A 25964-nucleotide genomic window follows, 5' to 3' on the forward strand; every position below is an offset into this window, starting at 1 on the left:
GACATTTCCTGACAGCAGTACTATACTACACTTAAATACGATGATTACTAGAGTAAGAGTGGACGTGCGCCACTCTTTCTTCTTTGTGTAAGAACCAAAAAGGAGGAGGCAGATGTCCAGAAGGGAAACCTATGAAATGAAAACCCAGGAGCTGTTGGAGCCGATTGCACAGGAAAACGGTGTGGAGATTTACGATGTGGAATATGTAAAGGAAGGCAGCGATTATTATCTTCGGGCTTATATCGACAAGGAGGGCGGAGTGAATATTCTTGACTGTGAAAAAGTCAGCCGCGCATTGTCGGAGGCGCTGGATAAAGAGGATTTTATCCCTGACGCCTATATTCTGGAGGTCAGCAGTCCGGGGCTTGGCAGAACATTGAAAAAGGATAAGCACTTGGAAAAAAGCATAGGACAGACGGTAGAGGTGAAGCTGTTTTCGCCCGTTGACAAGTGTAAGGAATTTACAGGTATACTGCAGGGGTTTGATGAGGAGTGCGTCACGATTCTTGAGGGGGATGCGCCAAGAACCTTTGCGCGCCCGCAGATAGCTCTGATACGTCTGGCTCTTGATTTTTAAATAGTATGTTGGCGAATAGATAATGGCGGTAAGCCGGAATGGAGGAAATAATGAATAAGGAATTAATGGAAGCGTTGGATATCTTGGAGAAGGAGAAGGAGATCAGCAAGGATACCCTGTTTGAGGCCATTGAAAATTCTCTGATGACAGCCTGCAAGAATCATTTTGGCAAGGCGGACAATGTGAAGGTGGAAATTGACAGGGAGACCTGTGATTTTGTGGTTTATGCGGAAAAAGAGGTAGTTGACCAAAGAGAGGACGTGCTTGACGACTGCCTTCAGATCTGCCTGGAGGATGCAAGGGAGATTTCCCAGAAGGCCCAGGTGGGAGATATTCTGAACGTAGAGATACAATCCAAGGAATTTGGGCGGATTGCCACACAGAATGCAAAGAATGTAATTCTGCAGAAAATCCGGGAAGAAGAAAGAACCGTTATCTATAACCAGTACTATGAGAAGGAAAGGGATGTGGTGACCGGTGTGGTACAGCGCTACATTGGAAGAAACATCAGCGTTAATCTGGGCAAGGCGGACGCCATGCTCAGTGAAAATGAGCAGGTAAAGGGAGAGGTGTTCAAGCCCACGGAGAGAATCAAGGTATATATTCTTGAGGTTAAAAACACGCCAAAGGGGCCTCGCATTAATGTGAGCCGCACCCATCCGGAGCTGGTGAAGCGGCTGTTTGAGTCAGAGGTGACGGAAATCAAGGATGGAACGGTGGAGATCAAGAGCATTGCCAGAGAGGCGGGCAGCCGTACTAAAATTGCTGTCTGGAGCAACAACCCCAATGTGGATGCGGTGGGCGCCTGCGTCGGCATGAATGGAGCCAGAGTAAACGCCATAGTGGAGGAGCTGAGAGGTGAAAAGATCGATATTGTGAATTGGGATGAAAATCCGGGCAATCTGATTCAGAATGCGCTGTCTCCTGCGAAGATAGTGGCTGTGTTTGCGGATCCGGACGAAAAGACCGCCAAGGTAGTGGTTCCCGATTATCAGCTTTCCCTTGCAATCGGCAAGGAGGGACAAAATGCGAGACTGGCTGCAAGACTGACCGGCTACAAAATAGATATCAAATCCGAAACCCAGGCGAAGGATGCGCCCGGCTTCCGTTATGAGGATTACATGGACGATTACGAGGAAGAGGAGTATCTGGAGGACGGTACGGAGTACGAATACGCGCAGGATGAGAATCCAGAGGAAACTGATGTGGAAGAAGTGGAAGCGGAGAGCGTTCCTGTAGAAGCTGGCGGCGACGGAGAGTTTGACGAGGAGTAAGATTTTTTATGGCGAAAAAGGTTCCTTTGAGGCGGTGTGTAGGCTGCGGTGAGATGAAGGGAAAAAAGGACATGATAAGAGTCCTGAAAACGGCTGAGGATCAGATATGTCTGGATACCACAGGCAAAAAAAACGGGCGGGGCGCATATCTTTGTAAGAGCGGGGAGTGCCTTCGCCTTGCCCGGGAGAACAAAGGATTGGAGCGTTCCTTCAAGATGCGCATTCCCGCCCAGGTATATGATATGTTGGAAAAGGAGTTTGAGGAGCTTGGCACAGAATAAAATTTTATCTCTGTTGGGACTTGCGATGAGAGGGCGCAACCTGGCCAGCGGTGAATTTCAGACGATGGAATCAGTAAAGAATGGTTCAGCCATGCTGGTAATTATTGCCAGGGACGCATCAGCGAATACCAAAAAATTATTTACTGATAAATGTTCCTTTTATGGGATCCCGGTTTATGAGTACAGCACGAAGGAAGAGCTGGGCCGGGCCATCGGAAAGGAAATGAGATCTTCTCTGGGAGTACGCAATGCGGGACTGGCAGACGCGATCATCAAACAGTTGGAAATGAAGGAATATGCCGGTGATGGCAGAAATGGAGGAAAGCATGGCGAAAATAAAGATACATGAACTCGCGAAAGAATTAGATAAGCAAAGCAAGGATATCATAAGTTTTTTACAGGAAAAAGGAATAGAGGCCAAGGCAGCGCAAAGCTCCATTGAGGAGGATGCGGCGCAGATGGTGAGAAAGGCATTTGGAAAGGCGCAGGCTCCCCAGGCGGAAGCTGCACAGACACAGCCCTCCAGGACAGAGACTCCCAAGGCAGAGCCTTCCAAAGGGGAGGCTTCTCAGACTGAGGCAGCGAAAGCACCGGATGCTCCAAAGGCAGCTGCTGCCCCGGCGAAGGCAGAGGGACAGTCTCAGCCGCCTAAGAAGAAAAAGAAAATTATTTTCGTCAGCAATCCTCAAAATTCCAAGATGCCTGGACAAAAACAGGGAGGACAGCCAAACCGGCCAGCAGGCCAGCAGGCCAGAACAGGCGGACAGCAAAACAGAAGCCAGAGCAGCTATAACAGCAGGCCAAGAGCTGAGGCTCCGGTGCGTCCCATAAAGCCTCTGACGCCCCCTTCTCCCACGCCCAGTGTGCAGATGGTTCCCAGCAATAAAAACCAGCCCTCCAGGCCTCGGGCAGATAAGCCTAAGAATCAGGAGCCTGCAAACAGCCAGGCACAGACACAAGCTCAGGCAAAGCCAGGCACACAGCCGCAGCAGGCTGTAAGACCGGACAGACCCGTGCGGGATGGACAGGGTCAGGACAATCGCAGCCGCGACGGCAGAGGACAGGGCAGCAGGCCCCAGAATCAGGAGGGACGCCAGCAGGGCCAGCCGGGAAGAGGAGGCGCTTCAAATGGAAGATATCAAAACGGCGAGAGACAAAGCGGGTTCCAGAGACCTGGCAGACCGGGTGCGGAAGGCGGTCAGAGCGGTCAGGGTGACCGCCGCAGCGGCGGCGGCAGTCAGGGCGGCGGCCGCGGCTTTAACAATTCGAACCGCGATAATAGAGGAATGCGCTCGTCAGGCACAAATGGGACGGGAAGCGGACCCAGAGATAATAAGCCGGGCAAGAGCTTTGCTTCTGAGGCTCCGTCCAAGGATATGGAGAAGAAGCGGGAGGAAGAAAAGAGACGCTTCAGCCAGGAGAGAGATAAGCGCTCCAAGAAAGATCATATCTATGAAGAAGAGGAAGCGCTGAAGAATAAGCCCGGAAGGTTCATTAAGCCGGAAAAGAAGAAGGAGGAGACGGCGGAAGAGGTGATCAAGGTGATCACACTGCCTGAGACCATCACCATAAAGGATTTGGCGGATAAGATGAAGCTTCAGCCCTCCGCCATTGTGAAAAAACTGTTCCTGGAAGGAAAAATCGTTACGGTAAACCAGGAGATTTCCTATGAGGACGCGGAGAATATCGCTATGGAATATGATATTCTGTGTGAGAAGGAAGTTAAGGTGGACGTGATCGAGGAGCTCTTAAAGGAAGAGGATGAGGACGAAGCCAATCTGGTGGAAAGACCGCCCGTTATCTGCGTTATGGGACATGTGGATCATGGAAAGACCTCTTTGCTTGACGCCATCCGCAAGACAAATGTAACGGACAAGGAGGCCGGCGGTATTACACAGCATATTGGTGCGTATACTGTAAATGTAGGCGAGCGGAAAATTACATTTCTGGATACGCCCGGCCACGAGGCGTTTACCGCAATGCGTATGCGGGGCGCTAATTCCACAGATATTGCAATTCTGGTGGTGGCGGCGGATGACGGCGTGATGCCTCAGACGGTGGAGGCAATCAATCATGCCAAGGCAGCCGGTATTGAGATTATTGTGGCAGTAAATAAAATAGATAAGCCCTCTGCGAATATTGATCGTGTGAAGCAGGAGCTGGCGGAGTATGAGCTGATTCCCGAGGACTGGGGCGGCAGCACTGTATTTGCGCCGGTGTCTGCAAAGACCGGAGAGGGCATAGAGCAGCTTCTGGAGATGATTCTGCTGACCGCAGACATTCTGGAGCTGAAGGCGAACCCCAACAGACGGGCCAGAGGCCTTGTCATCGAGGCGGAGCTGGACAAAGGCCGGGGACCTGTGGCTACTGTGCTGGTGCAGAAGGGAACCCTTCATGTGGGAGATTTTGTTTCGGCGGGAGCAAGCCATGGAAAAGTAAGGGCCATGGTGGACGACAAGGGAAGACGGGTAAAAGAGGCAGGACCCTCCACGCCCGTTGAAATTCTCGGCTTGTCCGATGTGCCCAGCGCAGGAGAGGTATTCCTGGCCCATGACAGTGACAAGACGGCTAAGTCTTACGCGGAGACCTACCTTGCCCAGAATAAAGAGAAGATGCTTGAGGAAACTAAGGGCAGAATGTCTCTGGATGATTTGTTCTCTCAGATCAAGGAGGGCAATTTAAAGGAACTGAATTTGATTGTGAAGGCGGATGTACAGGGAAGCGTGGAGGCTGTGAAGCAGTCTTTGATGAAGCTGTCTAACGAGGAAGTGGTAGTGAAGTGCATTCATGGCGGCGTGGGAGCTATCAACGAGTCCGACGTAACCCTGGCCAGCGCATCCAATGCCATCATTATCGGTTTTAATGTAAGACCTGATGCAACTGCAAAGGCTACTGCGGAACGGGAAGGCGTGGACATAAGGCTTTACAAGGTGATTTATCAGGCCATCGAGGATATTGAGGCAGCTATGAAGGGAATGCTTGACCCTGTATTTGAGGAGAAGGTGATCGGCCATGCGGAGGTGCGTCAGATTTTCAAGGCTTCCGCTATCGGAAACATTGCAGGAGCCTATGTGCTTGACGGTGAATTCCTAAGAGGCTGCAAGATTCGTATCAGCAGAGAGGGCAAGCAGATTTATGAAGGCGCGCTGGCGTCATTAAAGAGATTTAAGGATGATGTAAAAGAAGTGAAGGCGGGATTCGAGTGCGGTCTTGTGTTTGAGGGCTTCGACCAGATGCAGGAGCTTGATATCGTAGAGGCCTATATTATGGTTGAAGTGCCGCGATAGAGGAATCCGTCCGCCGAAAACAGACAGGATTGAGAGTATGAGAAAAAATAGTGTAAAAAATACCCGTATCAACGGGGAGGTGCAGAGAGTTCTGGCGGAAACCATCCGCGGACAGATTAAGGACCCCCGTATCAGTCCGTGGACAAGCGTGGTGGCAGTGGAGGTTGCCCCTGATTTGAAAAGCTGCAAGGCGTGGATCAGTGTGCTTGGTGGAAAAGAAGAGCGGGAGGCTACTCTGGAGGGGCTAAAAAGCGCGGAAGGCTTTTTAAGGATGAAGCTGGCAAAGACCATCAATCTGCGCAATACGCCGGAAATCACCTTTGTGATGGACCAATCTATTGAATATGGGGTGAATATGTCCCGCAAAATTGATGAGGTGATGACCAGGGACGCCGCCGGTGAGACAAATGAGGATGGGAAAGAAACGCCCATCCCGTCCGAGCCGGAGAATTTCGGGGAGGAGGAAGTATGAACCTACTGGAAGAATGCAGGAGTGCAAAGAGAATCGGCATCGGTGGCCATATCCGCCCGGACGGGGATTGCGTGGGTGCCTGCCTGGCCCTTGGGCGATATCTGAAAAAAGAGCTTCCCGGTGCGTTTGTAAAGGTGTTTTTGGAAAAGCCTGCCGACGTGTTTCGGGAAATAGCAGGCTTTGAAGAGATCGACAGCGACTTTGGGGCCCAGGAGCCCTTCGACGTGTTTTTTGCCCTGGACTGCGGTGCGGACCGCCTGGGAGAGGCTGAGGACTACTTTGCAAATGCGGGAAAGAAAATCAATATTGACCATCATGTGAGCAACAGCGGAAGCGGGGATATCAATGTGATCAAGCCAAAGATCGGTTCCACCTGTGAGGTGCTTTATGATCTGTTTGAGGCAGATAAGCTTGACAGGGAGATCGCCATGGCCCTATATATTGGAATCATCCATGATACCGGGGTTTTTCAATATTCCAACACAACGCCGGATACGCTTAAAAAGGCTTCCGCACTGATTGCCTACGGCTTTGATTTCCCCAGGCTGATTCAGGAAACCTTTTATCAGAAAACCTACGTGCAGGCTCAGGTGATGGGCCGGGCCCTTATGGAGAGCATCCGCTTTTTGGATGGAAGATGTATTGTCAGCGCCCTGGATAAAAAGACCATGGAATTTTATAATGTGGAGCCTAAGGACCTGGATGGCATCGTGAGTCAGCTTAGGAATATTAAAGGCATCAGCTGCGCCATTTTCATGTATCAGACAGGCACGCTGGAATATAAGGTAAGTCTGCGCACCGATGAGAAGGTGGACGCGGCTAAGGTCGCCGCCTATTTTGGCGGAGGCGGCCATGTGCGGGCTGCGGGCTGCACCATGCGGGGAACCTTCCACGACTGTGTAAATAACCTGTCCTTACATATTGAAAAGCAGTTGAATGGAGAAAACAGTTGATATGTTAAGCGGCATCATAGTGATCGATAAGGAGCCTGGCTTTACGTCTCACGACGTGGTGGCAAAAATGCGCGGTATTTGCGGACAAAGAAAAATCGGACACACGGGCACCCTGGACCCTATGGCCACGGGTGTGCTGCCTGTGTGCCTGGGAAATGCTACAAAGCTGTGCGATCTGCTCACCGAAAAGGATAAGGAGTATGAAGCGCAGCTTTTGCTGGGAGTCACCACGGACACCCAGGATGTGACGGGCAGAGAGCTTTCGCGCAGGGAGGTTTCCCTGAACGAGGAACAGGTGAGGGAGGCCGTTTACTCCTTTCAGGGGGAGTACAGCCAGATACCGCCCATGTATTCGGCAATAAAAGTAAATGGAAAACGGCTCTATCAGCTTGCAAGACAGGGAAAGGAAGTGGAGAGGCAGGCGCGAAGGGTGACCATTGGGAAGATCGAAATATTGGATGTAAGCCTTCCTTTGGTTACCATCCGGGTTTTGTGCTCAAAGGGAACCTACATCAGAACCCTCTGTGCAGATATCGGAGAAAAGCTGGGCTGCGGAGGCGTCATGAAAAGTCTCACCAGAACCAGGTCGGGAAGCTTTTTTCTGAAGGATGCGGTTACGCTTTCCAAACTGGAAGCGCTCCGGGACCAAAACCGCCTGGAAGAGGTTTTGATACCGCCGGATCAGGTGTTTGCATCCAACCCGCTTTTGCATGTACTGGAAGCATATCAGAGCCTTGTGGAAAATGGGAACCCTGTCTATGTGGAGCAGACCAGGGAGAAGAAGGCTTTTGGACCGGGGGAATGGGTGAGAATCTATCGGTCGGATGAAAGCTTTGCAGGCATTTACGCCTATGACGAGCAGCGCAGGCAGTACAGACCGGTAAAAATGTTTCTGTAAAATACCAATCGCGTAACGGAAGGTGTGTTAAGTCAGTTGGAAATTATAACAGGTACAACAGATTTTTTTCTGGAGAAGGAGACAGCGGCTGCAATTGGGAAATTTGACGGGGTCCATATCGGGCATAGAAGGCTTTTGGAGGAGGTTTTAAGCTGTAAGGCGCAAGGACTTGCCGCCTGTGTATTTACCTTTGAGCCGGCGCCGGCCGTGCTGTTTGGGACAGGCGACGGAAAGGAGCTTACCACCAGAGAGGAAAAGCGGGCTCTCTTTGAACGGATGGGCGTGGACATTCTGGTGGAATTTCCCCTGACGAAGCAGACGGCTGCCATGCCTCCGGAGATTTTTGTGTCGGACGTTTTGGCGAGAAGGATGAACGTAAGGTTTATAGCTGCCGGAAGGGATTTGTCCTTCGGGGCCGGGGGACGGGGAAATGCCGCTCTTTTGCAGTCATTATCCCAAGATTTGGGGTATGAAGTGAAAATAATAGAGAAGGTGTGCTTTCAGGGAAAAGAGGTCAGCTCCACATACATCAAAAGCCAGGTAGAGACGGGGAATATGAAGCTTGTGGAGCAGCTTCTGGGCATGCCTTATCCAATTATGGGAAAGGTAGTACACGGAAACCGTATTGGAAGAACCCTGGGGTTTCCCACGGTAAATCTGGTTCCCGGGGAGAGCAAGCTGCTTCCACCCAATGGTGTTTATTATTCCCAGGTCCGTTATGGAAGCAGAAAATACCGGGCCATCAGCAACGTGGGGTATAAGCCCACAGTGACAAATGAGCGGGTGCTGGGAGTGGAATCCTATCTATATGATTTTGATCAGGAAATCTACGAGGAACCTGTAGAGGTTTATCTTCTGGGCTTCCGGCGACCTGAAAAGCGGTTTGAGGGCTTGGAGGAATTGAAAAAACAACTGAAAGAGGATATAGAGGCGGGGCTGCGGTTTGCTTAAGGAGCAAAGCCGCAGCCTTTTTGTGGTTAAAATTGTTACAGCTTCGCTCATAAGAGGATAAGCTGTTGCAGGAAATTTTGGGAAAATGTAAGAAACTGTTGACAGGCTGTAATAGGAATTGTATAATCTGAAATGTAGCGTAATAATTTTGTAACAAAATTGTAATACTAAGAATACAAAAGCGCGGATGAGGCTGCGGACAGTGAATGAATTCGGGGAGCATCCGCATATTGGGAAAGGCAGTTACATGAATCAGAATAGAAAAATTTCCAGAAAGATCACAATGGTTTCCGCAGGTCTTATTTTCTCTATGGCTCTGAGTCCTCTGCAGGTATCTGCGGCCGCAAGCACTGAAATTCTTCAGACTGCAGGTGTGGCTTCCATTTTGGAGACCAGCCTCTCTACGGAGGAATACTTAGCTATTGCCGAACAGGCCCAGGGAGCTTTATGGGGTTATACCAATCTGGGGATTGCCCATGTGGAAACAGGCAATCTCAACGTCCGGGAGCAGCCCTCCACGGACAGCAAGCTGGTGGGGAAGCTTCCCAAGAATGCAGCCTGTGAAATCCTTGGCACAGAGGGAGAATGGGCCCACATTCAGTCAGGAGAGGTGGAAGGCTATGTGAATCTGGAATTTTTACTCACCGGACCCGAGGCTAAGCTTGAGGCAAGCAGCCTGGTGAGGACGGTTGCCATCTCCAATGCGGACGGACTTAACATCAGGGCCCAGGCAAGCATGGACAGTGAGGTGGTTACACAGATTTCCAAAGGCGCAGAGCTGGAGTTTTTGGAGGATCAGGGAGAGTGGATCAAGGTATCCATTGATGGAGAGGAAGCCTTTGCCGCCGCTGAATATGTAACTGTGGAGGAAAAGCTGGATACGGCTATCACCATGACAGAGCTTTTATACGGTGAGGGCGTGTCAGATGTGAGAGTGGACCTGGTGGAATATGCAAAGCAGTTTCTGGGCAATCCTTATGTCTGGGGAGGCACCAGCCTGACCAATGGAGCGGACTGTTCAGGATTTGTATTAAGCGTATTCAAGAAATATGGCATTACTCTGAGCCATTCCTCAAGAGCCCAGGCAAATGAAGGCACAAAGATCAGTGTTTCAGAGTTGAAGCCCGGCGATCTGGTATTTTACGGAAACGGAAGCGGAACCATAAACCATGTAGCCATTTACATTGGCGGAGGCCAGGTAATCCATGCAAGCAGCCCTAAGACAGGAATTAAGATTAGCAGCTATAATTACCGTACACCGGTGAAGGCTGTGAGAGTTATCAACGATTGATAGAAATAAAAAGCCATCAAGGACGCGAAGCGAAGTTTATCCTTGATGGCTTTTTCCAGGTGCGCCTGGCGGCGCACCTTTCTTACTGATTAAGGTCAGTCCTTTACATCAACCTTGCTGTTGAAGTGATCCAGAACCAAAGCTGCCACGATACCCACAGCCAGGCAGATGAGATTTACGATACAGGAAGCGGCCGATACGGTAAAGCTCTCAAAAGGAATGATCACCAGGGTGGCGGCGACTACAATCCCCAGAATGGCGTGGAAGGCCAGGGAATAATGATGCTCAAAGAGAGAGTCGATCAATTTTGCCAGACAGATTACCGTAATCAAAGCGCCGATGCCGCCGGGAACCAAAACTCCGAAATCCAAATGTCCGATGCCGTCCACAAAGGGGGTATACAGTCCCAGAGGCATAAGGAGTGTAGAAAAGCTCATGCCGGGTGCGATGATGCTTAAAGCCAGACAGAAGCCGCAGAAAAGGTACCATGCGAAATTAGGAGTGATCACAATGGAGGACAGATTCAGGCCGATTAACAAAGCCAATATTACAAGGAAAGCCACAATCATGGATACATAAGAGCCCTTGGAACGCCCCTTTTCCCCGGCCTCTCTCCAGAGGGAGGGAAGCATGCCCGTGATCAGGCCCACAAACAGGCACACGGAAGGATTGGGATATTTTTCCAGCAGAAAAGACAAAAGATTGGCAATTCCCATAAAACCGATAATGCCGCCGATGCCATAGGGGATCAGCTTTGGCACATGGGTTTTAAAGTTGCGGAAGGGATTGGCCAGAAGCTCCATGACCGTCTTGTAGATGCCGAATACTACGCTCAAAACGCCTCCGGAAATACCGGGAAGCACTGCGCCAAGGCCGATGAGAGCACCCTGGAGTATCTTTAGCAGAAGCTTAAAAATGGAAGGATTTTCTGTTTGTTTTGCGTTCATTTTGATACCTCAATTTACTTTTTTATTTACCGTCTCTTTTGAAAACGGCATACTGTATTCTCCATTGTAACGGATAAGAAAGCATTTGTCACTTGTTATTTTCCTAATTGGAGCAAAAGGGCCGAACTGTTACCTGGTAACATATTACCTGGCTGCCCAGGTAACTGCAAAAAATGGTTTACAATATTGTGGGATTATGCTATACTATGTCAGTATGATTTAGCCGATGCTCAGATGAGGGAGACTCCGGCCCGGTCTTAGTATCAGGCGGTTTAACAAAAAAGGAGGAAGCAATATGATTTCTAAGGAAAAGAAAACAGCAATTATGAACGAGTATGCCAGGACACCTGGAGATACCGGTTCACCTGAGGTACAGATTGCAGTGCTGACTGCAAGAATCCAGGAGCTTACCGAGCATTTGAAGGCAAATCCCAAGGATCATCACTCCCGCCGGGGTATGCTTAAAATGGTAGGCCAGAGACGCGGCCTTCTGGAATATCTCAAGAGAAAGGATATCGAGAGATATCGTAAGCTGATTGAGAGACTTGGCCTGCGTAAATAAAAGGAGACATGGGAAGGCGGAGACGGTCCGAATTTTTCGGCCCTCCGCTTTTTGTGCGATTTTGCGCAGAGAAAACCCAGGCGGCAGACAGATGCGCGCTGAGGGCTTTGGAACAGAATGGAATTCCGAGACCGCTGAAAAGGATATGTTTTCACGTGTTCTTTTCAGTAGTTTCGGTGTCTTCTGTTCCAAAAGGAAAATATTTTGATTACCGCAGGAAGCGGAGGAATGGAGGATCTTATTTATGTATCAGACCTATGAAATGGAGCTTGCCGGACGTACCCTCAAGGTGGATATCAACCGTGTGGGCAGACAGGCAAACGGCTGTGCTTTTATGCACTATGGAGACACTACCGTGCTCAGCACGGCAACGGCTTCCGAGAAACCCAGGGAGGGAATTGATTTCTTTCCCTTAAGCGTTGAGTATGAGGAAAAGCTGTACGCTGTGGGGAAGATTCCCGGAGGCTTTAATAAGAGGGAGGGGAAGGCCAGCGAAAATGCCATTCTCACCAGCCGTGTGATTGACAGACCCATGCGGCCCCTGTTTCCAAAGGACTACCGCAATGATGTGACGCTGAACAATATGGTAATGAGTGTGGACCCGGAATGCCGCCCGGAGCTGGTGGCTATGCTGGGCGCTGCCATTGCCACCTGTATTTCAGATATTCCCTTTGATGGTCCCTGTGCCATGACCCAGGTGGGCATGATAGACGGAGAGTTTATCATCAACCCTTCCCAGGAGCAGTGGAAAAACGGCGATCTGAATCTGACGGTTGCCTCTACCAAGGAAAAGGTGATCATGATTGAGGCGGGCGCCAACGAGGTTCCTGAGGCGAAAATGATCGAAGCCATCTACAAGGCCCATGAGATCAACCAGACGGTGATTGCCTTCATTGAAAAAATCGTTGCCGAGACAGGCAAGAAAAAGCATGAATATACAAGCTGCGCCGTTCCTGAGGAAATGTTTGAGGAAATGAAGAAGATCGTAACGCCTCAGGAGATGGAGAGCGCGGTGTTTACCGATGACAAGCAGACCAGAGAGGAGAATATCCGGGTCATTACACAAAGGCTGGAGGAAGCCTTTGCGGACAATGAGGACTGGCTTGCAATGCTGGGAGAGGCTGTGTATCAGTATGAGAAAAAGACGGTGCGCAAGATGATTTTAAAGGACCACAAGCGTCCGGACGGCCGTGAAATCACCCAGATACGTCCTCTTGCCGCAGAAGTAGATATCATTCCCAGAGTGCACGGCTCCGCTATGTTTACCAGAGGCCAGACCCAGATCTGTAATGTATGTACCCTTGCACCCTTGTCTGAGCAGCAGAGACTGGATGGACTGGACGAAAACGAAGTGAGCAAGAGATATATGCACCATTACAATTTCCCGTCCTATTCTGTAGGTGAGACAAAGCCCTCCAGAGGACCGGGAAGACGTGAGATCGGCCACGGGGCGCTGGCAGAGCGGGCTCTTTTGCCTGTGCTTCCAAGCGAAGAGGAATTCCCTTATGCCATTCGTACTGTTTCGGAGACCTTTGAATCCAATGGTTCCACCTCCATGGCGTCCACCTGTGCATCCTGTATGTCCTTGATGGCGGCAGGCGTACCCATCAAAAAGATGGTGGCCGGTATTTCCTGCGGTCTTGTGACAGGGGATACGGATGATGATTTTGTACTGCTCACCGATATCCAGGGTTTGGAGGATTTCTTCGGAGATATGGACTTTAAGGTGACCGGTACCACAGCGGGCATCACCGCAATCCAGATGGACATTAAGATTCATGGACTGACAAGGCCCATTGTGGAGGGCGCTATCGAGAGATGCCGTGAGGCCAGACTGTTTATTATGGAAAACTGCATGAAGAAGGCAATTGCGGCTCCCAGACCGGAGGTAGGTCCTTACGCACCTAAGATTATTTCCATTCAGATTGATCCCGAGAGAATCGGCGATGTGGTGGGACAGCGCGGTAAGACCATCAATGAGATCATTGCCCGCACCGGCGTAAAAATTGATATTATGGATGACGGAAATGTATCTGTCTGCGGTACGGATCAGGCAATGATGGACAAGGCTGTGGAGATGATCAAGATTATCACCACTGATTTTGAGGAAGGCCAGATCTTTAAGGGCAAGGTTGTAAGCATCAAGGAGTTTGGCGCCTTTTTGGAATTTGCTCCCGGCAAGGAGGGCATGGTTCACATCTCCAAGATTGCAAAGGAGAGAATCAACCGGGTAGAGGATGTGCTCACTTTGGGAGATGTGGTGACCGTAGTATGCCTGGGCAAGGATAAGATGGGAAGAATCAGCTTCTCCATGAAGGACGTGGCCCAGAAGTAAAAAACAAAAAGAGGCGCAGAACAGAGGAAACGTATCAGGAGAGGGAAGGAGGCACGGGTAAGATGGAAGATATTATGAAGCTGCTGGAAGGCCGCAGGACCTACAGAAGATTCAAACAGCATCCAGTACCCAAGGAGGTTCTGGATGAAATCCTGATGGCGGCAAGGCTTGCCTCCAGCGCTGCAAACAGACAGCCGCTTGGCTATGTGGTGGTGCAGAACGAAGAAAAGGTAAAAGAAGTATTTTCCCATACCCGCTGGGCGGGAGCGCTGCCTCCTGAGCTTGGACAGCCCAGAGAAGGGGAAAGACCGGTGCTGTTTATCGGGGTGGTGGAGAATACGGATATCAACCCGGACTGCGACACCGATGCCGGACTTGCCATTGCCAATATGACCCTGGCGGCCTGGAACCGGGGTGTGGGCAGCTGTATCATTGGAGCCTGCAATAAAGAAAAGCTCTCGGAATTGTTTGGCCTTTCAGAAAAGCAGAAGCTGCATACTGTGGTTGCATTCGGATATCCCTCCCATGCAAGCCGTATTGTGGATCTTGATCAGGGAGGAGACTGCAGATATTATCTGGACGAAAAGAAGGATTATGTTGTGCCGAAGCGCAGGCTTTCGGATATAGTGAAGTACCTGTAAAAGAAAAGCAGCAAAAAACCGTGTCGAAAAGACGCGGTTTTTTTGCTTTCACCGATTCTTTACAAATATTTATATTTATTTAATTGTACTTTTGTGCAGGTTGATTGATAATGAAACAGACGAAGATAGAAAGGTACGGATCAAAATGTTAAAACTTCTTAAGTACTTCAAAAAGCAGGATTGGCTTATCGTTTTGGCCTGCGTTTTTTTGTGGCGTGTCAGGTGGGATTGGATTTGACCCTGCCGGATTACATGTCGGAAATCACAAGCCTGGTGCAGACACAAGGCAGTCTGATGAGCGATATTTTTGCCGCCGGAGGGAAAATGCTTCTTTGTGCGCTGGGAAGCTTAGTGTTTGCGGTGGCGGTAGGATATTTCGCTTCCAGACTTGCGGCGACGCTGGCCCGCAGGGTCAGACAGGCGGTTTTTGAAAAGGTGGAGAATTTTTCCATGGAGGAAATCAACCGGTTTTCCACAGCCAGCCTGATTACCCGTTCTACTAACGATATCACCCAGATTCAGATGATTATTGCCATGGGACTTCAGGTGATGATTAAGGCTCCCATTATGGCGGTGTGGGCTATTTTGAAAATCTCCGGCAAAAGCTGGCAGTGGACGGCGGCAACAGCGGCGGCTGTGGTATTTCTGCTGATTCTGATTGTTGTACTTATGATATTTGCATTACCCAGATTCAGGAAGATTCAAACGCTGACGGATAACCTGAACCGTGTTACCAGGGAAAACCTTACCGGCATCCGGGTGGTGCGGGCCTACAATGCGGAACAGTATCAGGAGGAAAAGTTTGAGGCGGCCAATAAGGAGCTGACGGACAACAATCTCTTTGCCCATAGAATGATGGCGATTATGAATCCGGGAATGAACATTATCATGAACGGTCTCACATTGTCCATCTACTGGATCGGGGCGGTTTTGATCAATGAAGCCCAGCTTGTGGAGCGTATCGGATTGTTTTCGGATATGGTGGTGTTCTCCTCCTATGCGATGCAGGTGGTTATGGCTTTTATGCTTTTGACGATGATTTTCATTATGCTCCCCAGAGCAAGCGTTTCTGCAAAGCGTATCAATGAGGTGCTGGATACGGAGCCTGGAATAAAGGATGGAGAAAGAACAGAGGGCCTGCCGGGAAAGGAAGGAGAGGTGGAATTCCGCCATGTAAGCTTCCGCTATCCCGACGCTGCGGACGATGTGCTTACAGATATCAGCTTTACGGCACATAAGGGAGAGACTATCGCCTTTATCGGCTCCACCGGAAGTGGTAAGTCTACGCTGGTGAATCTGGTTCCTCGTTTTTATGACGCTACGGAAGGGGAGGTGCTTGTGGACGGAGTGAACGTAAAGGAGTACACGGCCAAAGCGCTGCACAACAAGCTTGGATATGTGTCCCAGAGAGCGGTGATGTTTGCGGGAACCGTGGAGAGCAATGTGTCCTACGGTGACAACGGACGAGACACAGGGGTGGATGGCGAGTATGTGAAAAAGTCCGTAGATATTGCTCAGGGCACGGAGTTTGTGGAGAAGATGGAGGACGCTCACCAGGGAATGGTAGCGCAAAACGGTGCCAACCTCTCGGGAGGACAAAAGCAGCGGCTTGCCATTGCCAGAGCGATATACAGGAAGCCCGAAATCTATATTTTTGACGACTCTTTCTCCGCGCTGGATTACAAGACGGACAAGGTTCTGCGGGCGGCTCTGAAAAAAGAGACGGCGGATACCACCTCCCTTATCGTGGCACAGCGTATCGGCACTATAAAAAATGCGGATAAGATTATTGTCCTGGAGGAAGGAAAAGCGGTGGGAATGGGAACCCATGAGGAGCTTTTGCAAAATTGTGAGGTTTACAGGCAGATCGCCCTTTCCCAGCTGTCAAAGGAGGAGCTTGCAAATGAGTAATGAAAATAGACAAAGGCCTGCAGGCCGCGGCATGATGGGCGGCCGGGGCGGCATGCGGGGACCTGGAGAAAAGGCCAAGGATTTCACAGGAACATGGAAAAAGCTTCTTTTGTACTGCAGACGGTATTTTCCCTTTCTTGCGGGAGCCCTGATCCTTGCTGTGGCAGGGGCCATATGCTCTCTGATTGGACCGGATAAATTGAAGGATCTGACCAATCTGATTACCCAGGGACTGACCACAGAGATTGATATGGAGGGAGTGAAGCGTATCGCATTCGGGCTGGCAGTTCTTTACGGATGCAGCGCCGTCTGCTCCTACATTCAGTCCTTTGCCATGGCTACTATCACCCAGGCGGTCACCAAAAGGCTTCGAAGCGATATTTCCGTAAAAATCAACAAGGTACCTTTAAATTATTTTAATAAAACAAGTTTTGGAGATGTGCTCAGCCGGGTCACAAACGATGTGGATACCATTGGACAAAGCCTCAATCAGAGCATTGGTTCTCTGGTAACAGCAGTAACTATGTTCCTGGGCTCCCTGATTATGATGTTTTATACCAACTGGATGATGGCGCTCACTGCGGTAGTCTCTACCTTTGCAGGCTTCGGCATCATGATGACCATAATGTCCAAATCCCAAAGACACTTCATTGAACAGCAAAGCCAGCTGGGACGCATCAACGGGCATATCGAGGAAATTTATTCCGGCCACAATGTAGTGAGGGCGTATAACGGAGAGGAAAAAGCCCTGGAAACCTTTACGGATATCAACGATCAGCTTTACAACAGCGCATGGAAAAGCCAGTTTTTGTCCGGTCTGATGATGCCGATTATGAGCTTTATCGGAAATTTCGGTTATGTTGCGGTCTGTGTGGTGGGAGCTGCCCTGACGATGAATGATGTAATCAGCTTTGGCGTGATTGTAGCGTTTATGATGTATATCAGGCTTTTTACCAATCCGTTGAGCCAGATTGCCCAGGCCATGACCAGCCTGCAGTCCACAGCCGCAGCAGGAGAACGTGTCTTTGCGTTTTTGGAGGAAGAAGAGCTTAAGGACGAAAGCGGGAAAACTGCCCGCCTTGAAAATGCAAGAGGCGATGTGGAGTTTCGCCATGTCCGTTTTGGGTATCAGCCGGATCACATTATTATCAAGGACTTTTCGGCCCATGCCAAAGCCGGACAGAAAATTGCAATCGTAGGACCCACAGGAGCGGGCAAAACCACTATGGTAAACCTGCTGATGCGTTTTTACGAGCTGAATGGGGGCGATATTTTGATAGACGGTGTTTCCACGAAGAATCTGACCAGGGAAAATGTGCATGATCTGTTTTGCATGGTGCTGCAGGACACCTGGCTTTTTGAAGGCACTATTCGGGAAAATATTGTGTACTGCAAGGAAAATGTCAGCGATGCACAAGTGGAGCAGGCCTGCCGGGCGGTGGGGATTCACCATTTTATCAGCACACTGCCAAAGGGCTACGACACAGTGCTCAACGACAAGGCTAATTTGTCTGCGGGGCAAAAGCAGCTGATTACCATTGCCCGGGCCATGATCGAGAACGCGCCTTTGCTGATTCTGGATGAGGCCACAAGCTCTGTGGACACCAGAACGGAGATACAGATTCAGAAAGCCATGGATAAGCTGACGGAAGGAAGGACTTCCTTTGTGATCGCCCATAGACTTTCCACGATCAAAAACGCGGATATGATTCTGGTGATGAAGGACGGGGACATCATCGAGAGCGGAAATCACAAGGAGCTTTTGGAAAAGGGAGGCTTTTATGCCGATCTGTACAACAGCCAGTTTGCATCGTAACATTGATCATACACAAAGAAACGCGTACTGATTACAAAGCCGCTCACGCGGCAGAATGAGAGGAAATATGAAATATCACATTATAGCCATAGAACGGGAGTATGCCAGCGCCGGGCAGGAGATCGGACAAAGGACGGCAAAACGTCTGGGGATACCCTGTTATGGGCGTGAAATTCTTGCCATGGCTGCCAAGGAGCTGGGACAGCCGGAGCATTATCTGGAGGATTTGGAGGAAAAGTCTACAGGAAGCTTTATGTATTCCATGTATGTGATGGCAAACCTGGGAAAGGGAGACTCTATCTCCCAGGGCAGTTCGCTGTCCTTGGAGAGCAGGCTGTTTTTGACGGAATCAAAAATCATACAAAAGCTCACGCAGACCCCTGCTGTTGTGGTGGGGAGATGCGCCGCCCATTCCCTGAGAGAGCGGGAGGATGTGCTCCGGGTCTTTATTCATGCGGACGACGCATTCCGTAAAAAAAGAGCGGTGGACACATATGGGATTCCCGCCCAGAAGGCCTCCGAGGCGTTAAAGAGGGCAGACAGGCGCAGAAGCGGCTATTATCGGGCCAACACCGGGAAGGACTGGAAAAACAGTCAAAATTACCATATTGTTTTAGACAGCGGCCTGCTTGGAATTGAACGGTGTGCTGATATTCTGGAGACATGTATAAAGTCCTGAAGGCTTTTTCGGACAGGAAACGATGGAAGGATGTCCGCTTTAACGGACGGGAAGGAAAAAAATGAGAGAAAAATTGCAGAGATTTATGTGGGGACGCTATGGCAGCGACAGATTGAATCAGTTTTTAATGATCGCGGCCCTTGTGTGTCTGGTGATTTCCTTTTTTGGAGGAAACCTTTTTTACCTGTTTGCGCTTGCTTTGATGATTTATGTGTATTTCCGCATGTTTTCCCGGAATATTGCCAAGCGCAGTGCAGAAAACCAGTGGTATCTGAAAAAAGAGATGAAGGTCAGAGGCTTTTTCCAGAAAAAGAAAAGGGAATGGAAGCAGCTTAAGGAGTATCATATTTACAGATGTCCTAACTGCAGGCAGAAGATACGGGTTCCCAGGGGAAAGGGCAGAATCGCCATAAGGTGTAGGAAATGCGGGACGGAATTTATCAAAAAGAGTTGACAGGGAGGCAGTTTCATGTTTGGATATATCATAGTTAACAAAGCCGAAATGAAATTTAAAGAGTTTGATATATACCATTCCTATTATTGCGGCCTCTGCCGCAAGCTGAAGGAGAAGTACGGTATAACGGGCCAGCTTTCACTGAGCTATGATATGACCTTTTTACTCATGCTGTTTACAGGACTTTATGAGCCACAGACACAGACGGGTGAGTGCCGATGTATCGCCCATCCCTTTGAGAAGCATGAAATCAGAACCAATCTCTTTACAGAGTATGCGGCGGATATGAACGTGCTTTTGACACTCTATAAATGTCAGGATGACTGGGAGGATGAAAGAAAGCTCTGGAAGCTTGCATACGGCAAAATGCTGGAGGGAAAAAGCAAGGGCGTAAAGGAAACTTATGCCGCAAAGGTGAGAAATATCTGTCTTTTGATGCATGATTTTTATGATGCGGAAAAGACGGGAAATGGGGATATTGACACCATGGCGGGATTGTTCGGAAAGATTATGGCCGGAATTTTTGTCTGCAGAGAGGACGAGTGGAGCGAAGGGCTGGGCCGTTTTGGGTTTTTCCTGGGAAAATTTATTTATCTGTTAGATGCGTATGAGGATATTGAAGAGGATATCCGGAAAAATAACTTTAATCCTTTAAAAAGGATGTACAACGAACCGGACTTTGAGGAAGAATGCAGGACGATTTTGACCATGATGATGTCAGAGTGCTGCAAGGAATTTGAGAGGCTGCCTATTTTAGAGAACGTGGAAATTTTGAGAAATATTTTATATTCCGGAGTGTGGTGCCGGTATGAAGCGGTGAGAGAAAAGAGAAGGGCGGCTGTGGAGAAAAAGAATGAATGATCCGTATAAGGTTCTCGGAGTAAGCAGAGACGCTTCCGAGGAGGAAATCAAAAAAGCATATAAGGCTCTGAGCCGCAAGTATCATCCGGACGCCAATATCAACAATCCTAATAAGGCCCAGGCGGAAGAAAAGTTTAAGGAGATACAGGCGGCATACCAGCAGATTATGAAGGAGCGCACAGAGGGCTACAGCTATGGCGGTACGGGAGGAGGCGGCAGCTACGGCGGAGGCGGCTATGGCGGAGGCGGTTTCGGCTATGGCCCCTTTGGAGGCTTCGGCGGCTTTGGGGACCAGGGACAGAGCGCAGGCTATGAGGAGGAGCCTCATCTGCGGGCGGCCGGCAATTATGTGCGGAACGGATATTATAAAGAGGCCAGGAATGCGCTGGATAGCATGGGGCAGCATGAGCGGGGGGCAAGATGGTACTATTACAGCGCCATAGCCCACGCGGGGCTTGGCAATAATGTGGCTGCTTTAGAACACGCCAAAAAGGCGGCGGCCCTGGAGCCTGGGAATGCAGATTACCAGAATCTGGTATATCAGTTTGAAAACGGAGGCACCTGGTATTCCAGGCGGCAGGCGGCGTACGGTTATCCCTCCATGGGAGGCGGCAATATCTGCTTAAAGCTGTGCATTGCAAATCTGATCTGTAATCTCTGCTGCGGCGGAGGCGGTATGTGCTGCGGCGGAAGAGGATACTATTATTGATAGGAATAAAAAAGCCCTTGCAATTTATTCTGCATCCGATTATAATGAAATACAAGATATAGGTGTGAGTTTCGAAGTGATACACAAAATATTGTGCGATTTTTTGGGTGTTTGTTTTGCCGGAAAATGGCGCGCAGGTGGTCGTACGGGAGGCTTGTATCCCCATACGGCCATCGTTTATGTGATGTGTACACGGTAGAGGAAAGAGGATGCTTATGAGGATACAGAAAAGAGACGGGCGTATTGTGCCGTACGAGGAAGAAAAGATTGTGGCGGCCATTCAGAAGGCCAACAATGAAGTGGAGAAGGAATATCGTGCGGAGGAGGAATTGATCGGGGAAATCCTGGACGATGTGAAGCAGGAAGGGAAAGAGCTTCTGACGGTGGAGCATGTGCAGGATATGATTGAGGAGCGGCTGGTAAGCCACAATAAATATACGCTTGCCAAGAAATATATCGTGTACCGCTATCAGAGAAGCCTGCTGCGCAAATCCAACACTACCGATGAATCCATTCTGAAGCTGATTCGGAATGAGAACAAGGAGCTTGCGGAAGAAAACTCCAACAAAAACACAAGGCTTGCTTCCACCCAGCGGGACTATATTGCAGGAGAGGTATCCAGGGATGTGACCAGGCGTCTGCTTCTGCCGGAGCATATTGCGTTAGCCCACGAAAACGGCGCCATTCATTTTCACGATGCGGATTATTTCATTCAGCCGATTTTCAACTGCTGTCTGATCAATATTCAGGATATGCTGGACAACGGAACTTCTATCAACGGCAAGCTGATCGAGTCACCCAAGAGCTTTCAGGTGGCCTGCACCGTAACGACACAGATTATTGCGGCGGTGGCCAGCAATCAGTACGGGGGACAGTCTGTGAACATAAAGCATCTGGGAAAGTATCTGCGCAAAAGCAGGCTGAAGTTTGAACAGCAGCTGGACCAGGAATTTGGGGACAGCCTGGATGCTCAGGCGAAGAAAAAAATCGTGGATATACGCCTTCGGGATGAGCTCAGAAGCGGTGTGCAGACCATACAGTATCAGATTAACACGCTGATGACCACAAATGGCCAGTCTCCCTTTGTGACCTTATTTCTTCACATTGACGAGGAGGATGAATATGTGGAGGAGACGGTGCAGATTATTGAGGAGATTCTCACCCAGCGCCTGCAGGGAACCAAGAATGAGAAAGGGGTTTATGTGACCCCTGCGTTTCCTAAGCTGGTTTATGTGCTGGATGAAAATAACTGTCTCAAGGGCGGCAAATACGATTATGTGACGCACCTTGCAGCCAGATGCTCCGCAAAGAGGATGTACCCTGACTATATCTCTGCCAAGAAAATGCGGGAAAACTATGAGGGAAATGTGTTCTCCTGCATGGGCTGCCGTTCCTTTTTGTCTCCCTGGAAGGACGAAAACGGAAATTATAAATGGGAGGGCCGTTTTAACCAGGGTGTGGTAAGCTTAAACCTCCCTCAGATCGGAATTCTGGCAAAGGGCGATGAGAAAGTATTCTGGGAGATTTTGGAGGAGAGGCTTCAGCTGTGCTACGAGGCGTTAATGTGCAGACACAAGGCCCTTGAGGGCACTGTATCCGACGTAAGTCCCATCCACTGGCAGTACGGCGCCATTGCAAGGCTGAAAAAGGGCGAAAAGATAGATAAATATCTCCATGGCGGCTATTCCACCATGTCTCTCGGCTACATTGGGCTTTACGAGACCACCTATCTCATGAAGGGCTGCAGCCACACAAAGCCGGAGGGAAAAGAATTTGCCATGAAGGTGATGGATTATATGCAGGAGACGGCGGCAAGATGGAAGGAAGAGACGGGCATCGGCTTTAGTCTTTACGGCACGCCTGCGGAAACTCTCTGCTACCGCTTTGCAAGAATTGACCGGGAGAAATTCGGCGACATTGAAAATGTAACGGATAAGGGGTATTATACCAATTCCTACCATGTGGATGTGCGGGAAAATATTGATGCCTTTACAAAATTTACCTTTGAGAGCGAATTCCAGAATAAGTCTCTGGGCGGGGCGATTTCCTATGTGGAAATTCCAAATCTGAACAATAATCTGGAAGCCTTAGAGGAGCTGATCCGGTTTATTTATGACAATATCCAGTACGGAGAGTTTAACACCAAGTCTGATTACTGCCATGTGTGCGGCTTTGACGGTGAGATACAGATCAACGAAAACATGGAATGGGAATGTCCTCAGTGCCACAATAAGGATCACGCAAAGATGAACGTGACCAGGAGAACCTGCGGTTATCTGGGGGAGAATTTCTGGAATGCAGGAAAAACCAAGGAAATAAAGGCCAGGGTGCTTCATCTATGAATTATGCGGCCATCAAAAAAACAGATGTAGCCAACGGGCCGGGGGTGCGGGTGTCGTTGTTTGTAAGCGGCTGCACCCACGGCTGCAAGGGCTGCTTTAACAGCGAGGCATGGGATTTCGGATACGGAAATCCCTACACGATCCAGACAGAGACGGAAATTTTAAAAGCGCTGGCACCTGATTATATACGGGGGCTTAGCCTTCTGGGAGGAGAACCCTTAGACCCCAGAAACAGGAAAGAGGTGCTCTCCCTTGTGGAGAAGGTGCGTCTTTCTTACCCGAAAAAGGATATTTGGTGCTATACGGGATATGATTATGAAAAGGATCTGCTGCCCCTGGCACAGCAGGGGGAGAAAACAGTCAGCTCCCTTCTCCAGCTTATCGATGTGCTTGTGGATGGAGAGTTTGTGGAGGAACTGAAAAATCTCAAGCTGCCCTTTAGAGGCTCTGAAAACCAAAGATTGATCGATGTACAGGAATCTCTCCGGCAAAAAAAGGTAGTTTTGGCAAAATAGTACTTCCTATTTTGCCAAAACTGTATTATAATGCTTTCATATAAACGATTGATTCATCAAAAAGTCAAGGAACACGTCCATTGACCTGTCTGAGAAAGAAATCCCTGAAATAAAAAGTTGGAAAGCTCCTTTCGAGCGTGGAATGGAAATCTGCTGAAACGGATAAGGAGTATCACTGTAAAAGGAAGGGCCTCAAGGGGCTGCTTTAGTATAGGAGGATTTGGGAGTATATGAGAGAAAAATATGAATCATTGGCACTGGTACAGCTGAAAGAGCTGGCGAAGGTGCGTGGACTTAAGGGAATCTCGGCTATGAAGAAGGCAGAGCTGGTGGAGGCTATGCTGGCAGAGGACGCCCGGTTAAAGAAAGAGGAGGAAAACGCTTCCAAGAAGCAGGAGACGGCAGTGCACAAAGCCCCTTCCAGAGTAGAAAGCGCTTCCCGCTATGAAAACGGCGCCAAAGGAGAAGCTTCCCAGAGAGGGGAACGGCCTCAGCGGGGAGAGAGGCCTCAGAGAGAAGAGAGACTTCAGAGAGAGGAGAGACCTCAGAGAGAGGAGAGGCCTCAGCGGGAAGAGAGGCCACAGAGGGAAGAGAGACCTCAGAGAGAAGAAAGACCTCAGAGAGAGGAAAACCATCAGAAAGAGAACCAGCAAAGAAGTGAAGAGCGGTCAAGAGGGGAAGGCCGTGTCAATGAGATTTACGACGAAGGCCAGTATCCCAAGGAGCTGGACAGCGGCGAGGAGGCCAGCGGCATTTTGGAGGTTATGCCGGATGGCTATGGTTTTATCCGCTGTGAGAATTATCTGCCCGGTGAAAACGACGTGTATGTGGCGCCCAGCCAGATCCGGCGTTTTGGGTTAAAGACCGGAGACATTCTGCGGGGCAATAAGCGGGTAAAGACTCAGCAGGAGAAATTCAGCGCTCTTTTGTTTATCCGCACCATAAACGGCTATACTCCCGAGGAATCTGCAAAGAGAACGGCATTTGAAGATATGACCCCCATTTTCCCCAACCGACGCATCAAGCTGGAGACGCCAGGCTGCAGCATTGCAATGAGGGTGATGGACCTGGTAAGTCCTGTGGGAAAGGGACAGCGCGGCATGATTGTTTCCCCTCCCAAGGCAGGAAAGACTACCCTGTTAAAGGAGGTAGCCAAATCGGTTCTGCGCACCAATCCCCATATGCACATGCTGATTCTGCTCATTGACGAACGGCCGGAGGAAGTGACGGATATCAAAGAGGCCATCCAGGGGGATAATGTGGAGGTGATTTACTCTACTTTTGACGAGCTGCCCGAGCATCACAAGAGAGTATCGGAAATGGTGATCGAACGTGCCAAGCGTCTGGTAGAGCACAAAAAGGATGTGGTGATTCTCTTGGACAGCATCACTCGCCTGACCAGAGCCTACAATCAGGTGGTTCCTCCCAGCGGGCGGACTCTTTCAGGCGGACTGGATCCCTCTGCCCTTCATATGCCCAAACGGTTTTTCGGCGCGGCCCGCAATATGAGAGAGGGCGGGAGTCTGACCATTCTGGCTACGGCCTTGGTGGATACGGGCAGCAAGATGGATGATGTGGTATACGAGGAATTTAAGGGAACAGGAAATATGGAGATGGTACTGGATCGCAGGCTGTCCGAGAAGCGGATATTTCCAGCCATTGATCTGGCCAAATCCGGCACCAGAAGAGAGGATCTTTTGCTTTCGCCGGAGGAGATGGAGGCCATCAATGTGATGCGCAAGGCGCTCAATGGACTAAAGCCCGATGAGGCGGCAGACCGGATTCTGGACATGTTTGCCCGCACCAGAAACAATATGGAATTTGTGGCAATGGTAAAAAAGAACAAATTTATTTGATTTAAGTATTGCAAGCCTTGTTTTGTTATGTTACAATAATACCGCTGTTTGTGGTTCCATAGGCAGTGAGGATGCGAATATAGACCTATTTAGCTAATTTTACAATAGAGAGGTGAAAAAAATGAAAGAAGGAATCCATCCCGCATATTATCAGGCAACAGTAACCTGCAACTGTGGCAACACCTTTGTGACCGGCTCTACCAAGCCTGAGATTCACGTGGAGGTTTGTTCAAAGTGCCATCCGTTCTATACAGGACAGCAGAAAACTGCAAGGGCAGATGGACGGATTGAGAAGTTCAACAGGAAATACGGTGTCAAATAAGAATGCAGAAAAGGTTGAGGTATTTCTATC

General features: G+C 49.6%; 24 protein-coding genes. 23 read left to right on the forward strand and 1 reads right to left on the reverse strand.

What is annotated here, in order from left to right:
* Positions 1-112: 112 nt before the first annotated feature.
* The 10 genes from rimP (at position 113) to SHK35_RS00555 (ending at position 9984) form a co-directional block, all read left to right on the forward strand.
* Complete coding sequence (gene rimP, locus SHK35_RS00510) at positions 113-577, forward strand: ribosome maturation factor RimP (protein WP_318705274.1); 465 nt, start codon at positions 113-115, stop codon at positions 575-577.
* 50 nt (positions 578-627) lie between these two features.
* Positions 628-1851, forward strand: coding sequence for a transcription termination factor NusA (gene nusA, locus SHK35_RS00515; protein WP_318708032.1), 1224 nt, complete (start codon positions 628-630; stop codon positions 1849-1851).
* An 8-nt stretch (positions 1852-1859) separates the two neighbouring features.
* Positions 1860-2132 carry an RNase P modulator RnpM gene (gene rnpM, locus SHK35_RS00520; RefSeq protein WP_318705276.1) on the forward strand — a complete coding sequence of 91 codons (273 nt, stop codon included), beginning with the start codon at positions 1860-1862 and terminating at the stop codon, positions 2130-2132.
* Positions 2119-2481, forward strand: coding sequence for a L7Ae/L30e/S12e/Gadd45 family ribosomal protein (locus tag SHK35_RS00525; protein ID WP_318708033.1), 363 nt, complete (start codon positions 2119-2121; stop codon positions 2479-2481). Before rnpM ends, SHK35_RS00525 begins: the two co-directional genes overlap by 14 nt.
* Positions 2459-5419, forward strand: a complete 2961-nt coding sequence (gene infB / locus SHK35_RS00530) for a translation initiation factor IF-2 (protein WP_318708034.1) — start codon at positions 2459-2461, stop codon at positions 5417-5419. Before SHK35_RS00525 ends, infB begins: the two co-directional genes overlap by 23 nt.
* Positions 5420-5456: 37 nt before the next feature.
* Positions 5457-5891, forward strand: a complete 435-nt coding sequence (rbfA, locus tag SHK35_RS00535) for a 30S ribosome-binding factor RbfA (RefSeq protein WP_318708035.1) — start codon at positions 5457-5459, stop codon at positions 5889-5891.
* On the forward strand, positions 5888-6844 hold the full coding sequence (locus SHK35_RS00540; protein WP_318708036.1) for a DHH family phosphoesterase: 957 nt from the start codon (positions 5888-5890) through the stop codon (positions 6842-6844). The genes rbfA and SHK35_RS00540 overlap by 4 nt, the downstream gene beginning before the upstream one ends.
* 1 nt (position 6845) lies before the next feature.
* Positions 6846-7742 carry a tRNA pseudouridine(55) synthase TruB gene (gene truB / locus SHK35_RS00545; protein ID WP_318705284.1) on the forward strand — a complete coding sequence of 299 codons (897 nt, stop codon included), beginning with the start codon at positions 6846-6848 and terminating at the stop codon, positions 7740-7742.
* A gap of 36 nt (positions 7743-7778) precedes the next feature.
* Entirely contained in the window at positions 7779-8693 is a 915-nt protein-coding gene (locus SHK35_RS00550; protein WP_318708038.1) for a bifunctional riboflavin kinase/FAD synthetase, read from the forward strand.
* Between the two features lie 247 nt (positions 8694-8940).
* Positions 8941-9984: a C40 family peptidase gene (locus SHK35_RS00555; protein ID WP_318708039.1), complete on the forward strand. Its 1044-nt coding sequence runs from the start codon at positions 8941-8943 to the stop codon at positions 9982-9984.
* A 95-nt stretch (positions 9985-10079) separates the two neighbouring features.
* Here the strand turns inward: SHK35_RS00555 and SHK35_RS00560 are convergent, their stop codons facing one another.
* A complete protein-coding gene (locus SHK35_RS00560) occupies positions 10080-10931 on the reverse strand; it encodes a DUF368 domain-containing protein (RefSeq protein ID WP_318705283.1) in 852 nt (283 codons plus the stop codon).
* A 295-nt stretch (positions 10932-11226) separates the two neighbouring features.
* Between SHK35_RS00560 and rpsO the strand changes: the two genes are divergently transcribed.
* The 13 genes from rpsO (at position 11227) to rpmE (ending at position 25934) form a co-directional block, all read left to right on the forward strand.
* A complete protein-coding gene (gene rpsO, locus SHK35_RS00565; RefSeq protein ID WP_318704913.1) occupies positions 11227-11493 on the forward strand; it encodes a 30S ribosomal protein S15 in 267 nt (88 codons plus the stop codon).
* Between the two features lie 244 nt (positions 11494-11737).
* Positions 11738-13828 carry a polyribonucleotide nucleotidyltransferase gene (locus SHK35_RS00570; RefSeq protein ID WP_318704914.1) on the forward strand — a complete coding sequence of 697 codons (2091 nt, stop codon included), beginning with the start codon at positions 11738-11740 and terminating at the stop codon, positions 13826-13828.
* Positions 13829-13890: 62 nt separating this feature from the next.
* Positions 13891-14469 (forward strand): nitroreductase family protein, encoded by a 579-nt coding sequence (locus SHK35_RS00575; RefSeq protein ID WP_318704915.1) that lies wholly within the window; start codon positions 13891-13893, stop codon positions 14467-14469.
* Positions 14470-14649: 180 nt separating this feature from the next.
* Positions 14650-16380, forward strand: coding sequence for an ABC transporter ATP-binding protein (locus SHK35_RS00580; RefSeq protein ID WP_330638132.1), 1731 nt, complete (start codon positions 14650-14652; stop codon positions 16378-16380).
* Positions 16373-18196 (forward strand): ABC transporter ATP-binding protein, encoded by a 1824-nt coding sequence (locus SHK35_RS00585; protein WP_318708040.1) that lies wholly within the window; start codon positions 16373-16375, stop codon positions 18194-18196. Before SHK35_RS00580 ends, SHK35_RS00585 begins: the two co-directional genes overlap by 8 nt.
* Before the next feature lie 67 nt (positions 18197-18263).
* On the forward strand, positions 18264-18875 hold the full coding sequence (locus tag SHK35_RS00590; protein WP_318708042.1) for a cytidylate kinase-like family protein: 612 nt from the start codon (positions 18264-18266) through the stop codon (positions 18873-18875).
* 61 nt (positions 18876-18936) lie between these two features.
* Positions 18937-19329, forward strand: coding sequence for a hypothetical protein (locus tag SHK35_RS00595; protein WP_318704919.1), 393 nt, complete (start codon positions 18937-18939; stop codon positions 19327-19329).
* Between the two features lie 15 nt (positions 19330-19344).
* Positions 19345-20190, forward strand: coding sequence for a DUF5685 family protein (locus tag SHK35_RS00600; protein ID WP_318708044.1), 846 nt, complete (start codon positions 19345-19347; stop codon positions 20188-20190).
* Positions 20183-20899, forward strand: a complete 717-nt coding sequence (locus SHK35_RS00605) for a J domain-containing protein (RefSeq protein WP_318708045.1) — start codon at positions 20183-20185, stop codon at positions 20897-20899. The genes SHK35_RS00600 and SHK35_RS00605 overlap by 8 nt, the downstream gene beginning before the upstream one ends.
* Before the next feature lie 215 nt (positions 20900-21114).
* On the forward strand, positions 21115-23241 hold the full coding sequence (gene nrdD / locus SHK35_RS00610) for an anaerobic ribonucleoside-triphosphate reductase (RefSeq protein ID WP_318704922.1): 2127 nt from the start codon (positions 21115-21117) through the stop codon (positions 23239-23241).
* Positions 23238-23756, forward strand: a complete 519-nt coding sequence (gene nrdG / locus SHK35_RS00615; RefSeq protein WP_318708046.1) for an anaerobic ribonucleoside-triphosphate reductase activating protein — start codon at positions 23238-23240, stop codon at positions 23754-23756. Before nrdD ends, nrdG begins: the two co-directional genes overlap by 4 nt.
* A gap of 230 nt (positions 23757-23986) precedes the next feature.
* Entirely contained in the window at positions 23987-25612 is a 1626-nt protein-coding gene (gene rho / locus SHK35_RS00620) for a transcription termination factor Rho (protein WP_318708048.1), read from the forward strand.
* Positions 25613-25733: 121 nt separating this feature from the next.
* The gene (gene rpmE, locus SHK35_RS00625) at positions 25734-25934 is read left to right on the forward strand and encodes a 50S ribosomal protein L31 (RefSeq protein WP_318704925.1); all 201 of its coding nucleotides are present in this window, start codon (positions 25734-25736) and stop codon (positions 25932-25934) included.
* Positions 25935-25964: the final 30 nt, after the last annotated feature.

The organism is Candidatus Acetatifactor stercoripullorum, from assembly GCF_944382095.1.
In the GTDB taxonomy this organism is placed as follows: domain Bacteria; phylum Bacillota; class Clostridia; order Lachnospirales; family Lachnospiraceae; genus Acetatifactor; species Acetatifactor stercoripullorum.

Coding starts and splice junctions, on each gene's coding strand:
- SHK35_RS00575 (WP_318704915.1), top strand. CDS start 13,891: ATGGAAGATATTATGAAGCTGCTGGAAGGCCGCAGGACCTACAGAAGA.
- rimP (WP_318705274.1), top strand. CDS start 113: ATGTCCAGAAGGGAAACCTATGAAATGAAAACCCAGGAGCTGTTGGAG.
- rho (WP_318708048.1), top strand. CDS start 23,987: ATGAGAGAAAAATATGAATCATTGGCACTGGTACAGCTGAAAGAGCTG.
- SHK35_RS00595 (WP_318704919.1), top strand. CDS start 18,937: ATGAGAGAAAAATTGCAGAGATTTATGTGGGGACGCTATGGCAGCGAC.
- SHK35_RS00570 (WP_318704914.1), top strand. CDS start 11,738: ATGTATCAGACCTATGAAATGGAGCTTGCCGGACGTACCCTCAAGGTG.
- rpsO (WP_318704913.1), top strand. CDS start 11,227: ATGATTTCTAAGGAAAAGAAAACAGCAATTATGAACGAGTATGCCAGG.
- nusA (WP_318708032.1), top strand. CDS start 628: ATGAATAAGGAATTAATGGAAGCGTTGGATATCTTGGAGAAGGAGAAG.
- truB (WP_318705284.1), top strand. CDS start 6,846: ATGTTAAGCGGCATCATAGTGATCGATAAGGAGCCTGGCTTTACGTCT.
- SHK35_RS00540 (WP_318708036.1), top strand. CDS start 5,888: ATGAACCTACTGGAAGAATGCAGGAGTGCAAAGAGAATCGGCATCGGT.
- SHK35_RS00605 (WP_318708045.1), top strand. CDS start 20,183: ATGAATGATCCGTATAAGGTTCTCGGAGTAAGCAGAGACGCTTCCGAG.
- SHK35_RS00590 (WP_318708042.1), top strand. CDS start 18,264: ATGAAATATCACATTATAGCCATAGAACGGGAGTATGCCAGCGCCGGG.
- SHK35_RS00560 (WP_318705283.1), bottom strand. CDS start 10,931: ATGAACGCAAAACAAACAGAAAATCCTTCCATTTTTAAGCTTCTGCTA.
- SHK35_RS00555 (WP_318708039.1), top strand. CDS start 8,941: ATGAATCAGAATAGAAAAATTTCCAGAAAGATCACAATGGTTTCCGCA.
- SHK35_RS00585 (WP_318708040.1), top strand. CDS start 16,373: ATGAGTAATGAAAATAGACAAAGGCCTGCAGGCCGCGGCATGATGGGC.
- nrdD (WP_318704922.1), top strand. CDS start 21,115: ATGAGGATACAGAAAAGAGACGGGCGTATTGTGCCGTACGAGGAAGAA.
- SHK35_RS00600 (WP_318708044.1), top strand. CDS start 19,345: ATGTTTGGATATATCATAGTTAACAAAGCCGAAATGAAATTTAAAGAG.
- nrdG (WP_318708046.1), top strand. CDS start 23,238: ATGAATTATGCGGCCATCAAAAAAACAGATGTAGCCAACGGGCCGGGG.
- infB (WP_318708034.1), top strand. CDS start 2,459: ATGGCGAAAATAAAGATACATGAACTCGCGAAAGAATTAGATAAGCAA.
- rpmE (WP_318704925.1), top strand. CDS start 25,734: ATGAAAGAAGGAATCCATCCCGCATATTATCAGGCAACAGTAACCTGC.
- rnpM (WP_318705276.1), top strand. CDS start 1,860: ATGGCGAAAAAGGTTCCTTTGAGGCGGTGTGTAGGCTGCGGTGAGATG.
- rbfA (WP_318708035.1), top strand. CDS start 5,457: ATGAGAAAAAATAGTGTAAAAAATACCCGTATCAACGGGGAGGTGCAG.